Annotated in this window: 3 protein-coding genes; all 3 read left to right on the forward strand. The window is 72.1% G+C overall.

The genetic code is table 11. The features are described 5' to 3' along the window. Positions 1–697, forward strand: a 697-nt coding sequence (locus ACRDTB_RS37910) for a cell division protein FtsQ/DivIB (RefSeq protein WP_431437105.1), incomplete at its 5' end; no start/stop codon positions are given. Between the two features lie 222 nt (positions 698–919). After that, positions 920–2,278, forward strand: coding sequence for a cell division protein FtsZ (ftsZ, locus tag ACRDTB_RS37915; RefSeq protein ID WP_431437106.1), 1,359 nt, complete (start codon positions 920–922; stop codon positions 2,276–2,278). Between the two features lie 127 nt (positions 2,279–2,405). Further along, a partial coding sequence (locus tag ACRDTB_RS37920; RefSeq protein ID WP_431437107.1) for a polyphenol oxidase family protein occupies positions 2,406–2,750 on the forward strand: 345 nt, incomplete at its 3' end.

Raw genomic sequence — 2,750 nt, forward strand, 5'->3', positions numbered from 1 at the left:
CCGGGACGCGCCGCGGCCCGGCCCGAGCCGGCGCCGCTACCTCGCCCGGCGCTGGATCGCCCTGCTGCTCGTCCTCGCGGTGCTGGGCCTCACCTACGTGATCATGTTCACCTCGCTGATCGGCGTGCGGACGGTCGAGGTGCACGGCACCCGCGAGATCAGCGCGCGGACCGTGCGCGATGCGGCCGACGTCGAGCTGGGCACGCCGATGGTGCGGCTGGACACCGACGAGGTGGTCCGGCGCGTGGCCACACTGCGGCGGGTGTTCGAGGTGAGCGTGTCGCGGTCGCTGCCGAGCACGGTCGAGATCCACGTGACCGAGCGGACCCCGGTCGCCGTCGTGCCGGACGCCGACGGCGTGCACCTGGTGGACCGCACCGGCGCGGACTACGCCACGGTGCCGACCCGGCCCAGGGGGCTACCGGTGCTGACCGTCACCGAGGTCGGCCCGGACGACCCGGCCACGCGGGCCGCGGTGACCGTGCTCGGCGCGATCCCCGACCAGCTGCGGAAGCGAGTGGTGGAGGTCTCCGCCCGCACGCCCGGCGACGTGCGGCTCAAGCTGGCCAAAGGACGCGTCGTGAAGTGGGGCGACGCGGAGGACAACGAGCGCAAGGTGGCCGTGCTGGCGCCGCTGCTCACCCGTCCCGGCAGGACCTACGACGTCGCGACGCCGGACTTCCCGACGGTCTCCTGATGTCAGGGCCAGACGGGGGAGTAGCGCTCGGCGATTGGGGTGTACAACAACGTCGCCGCACGGCGTGGCGGCTGGAATCGGGCACCGACGATGCCTACCGTCCTGTATTCGACGTCCGGGCTTGACATAACTCTAAGTCTCTGGTTGAGGTTTAGAGTTTTTCGGCTCGCGGCGGATCGGGGAGATGTAAGCACCACAAGCTTGATCAGGAAGGCGGATCCGATGACGCCCCCGCACAACTACCTGGCGGTGATCAAAGTCGTCGGCATCGGCGGCGGTGGGGTCAACGCCGTCAACCGCATGATCGAGGTCGGGCTGAAAGGCGTCGAGTTCATCGCGGTGAACACCGACGCGCAGGCGCTGCTGATGTCCGACGCCGACGTCAAGCTGGACATCGGCCGGGAGCTCACCCGCGGGCTGGGCGCAGGCGCCAATCCCGAGGTCGGGCACAGGGCGGCCGAGGACCACCGCGAGGAGATCGAGGAGGTCATCAAGGGCGCCGACATGGTCTTCGTGACCGCCGGCGAGGGCGGCGGCACCGGCACCGGCGGCGCGCCGGTCGTCGCGTCGATCGCCCGCAAGCTCGGCGCGCTGACCATCGGCGTGGTCACCCGGCCGTTCGCCTTCGAGGGCAAGCGCAGGGCCAAGCAGGCCGAGGAGGGCATCACCGAGCTGCGCAACGAGTGCGACACGCTGATCGTCATCCCCAACGACCGGCTGCTGCAGCTCGGCGACATCGGCGTCAGCCTGATGGACGCGTTCCGCTCCGCCGACGAGGTGCTGCTCTCCGGTGTCCAGGGCATCACCGACCTGATCACCACGCCGGGCCTGATCAACCTCGACTTCGCCGACGTCAAGAGCGTGATGTCCGGTGCGGGGAGCGCGCTGATGGGCATCGGCTCCGCGCGCGGTGAGGGCAGAGCCGTGCAGGCCGCGCAGAAGGCGATCAACTCGCCGCTGCTCGAAGCGTCCATGGACGGCGCGCACGGCGTGCTGCTGGCCATCGCAGGCGGCTCGGACCTCGGCCTGTTCGAGATCAACGAGTCCGCGTCGCTGGTCCAGGAGTCCGCGCACCCGGAGGCCAACATCATCTTCGGGACGGTCATCGACGACTCCCTGGGCGACGAGGTCCGGGTGACCGTCATCGCCGCCGGGTTCGACGGAGGCACGCCCACACACAAGAAGCTCGACGCGACCGCGATCGGCTCCCGCGGCTCCATGGCCTCCGGCCAGGCCGGTCAGGTGGGCAGCCGGCCCGCCACCCCGGCGCCGGACGCACCGCCCGCCACCGAGCCAGCGCCGGACACCACGCCTGCCATGCCGCCCGCCGAGGGCCGGGCGCCCGCGCCGGAACCGTCCAGGCCGACGACCCCGCCACCGGCCACCGGCCAGCAGCCGACCGCGCCGCCGCCACGCCAGGCCGCGAGCGGGTACGGCAACCCGATGGGCGGCGGCGTGCCGCCGGCGGGTGGCTCGGCCCGCCGGCCGAGTGCGGGCAGCGGCAGCCTCCCCGGCCGCGCCGTGCCGGTCACCGACGACCCCGACGACGAGGTGGACGTCCCCCCCTTCATGCGGCGATAGTTCTACGGACCTGCGGTGGTAGCCCACGGGACCTCAGGGGACCGTGACGGCGCCCAGCCACAGGTACGTGAACAACCGCACTATTCGCTGGGACGCGACCAACACCTTTTAATTCCGGGAGGCGGGCTTGCGCATCAGGCGGGTCGTGACGACCCGTGCCGGCGGCCGGTCCAAGCCACCGTACGAGTCGTTCAACCTCGGCGTCGGCGTCGGCGACGATCCGGCGGCCGTGACCGCCAACCGGAACCGGCTGGCCGACGAGCTCGGCCTGCGGCGCGACCGCCTGGTCTGGATGGAACAGGTGCACGGCCGCAACGCCGAGGTCGTCGAGGGTCCGCTGCCCCGTGCGGTCGAGGCCACCGACGCGCTCGTCACCGCCGAGCCGGGGCTCGCCCTCATCGCGCTGTGCGCCGACTGCGTCCCGGTCCTGCTCGCCGACCCCGAGGCCGGCGTCGTCGGCGCCGTGCACGCC

The sequence above is a fragment of the Actinophytocola sp. genome, assembly GCF_050699935.1.
Taxonomy (GTDB): Bacteria; Actinomycetota; Actinomycetes; order Mycobacteriales; family Pseudonocardiaceae; genus Actinophytocola.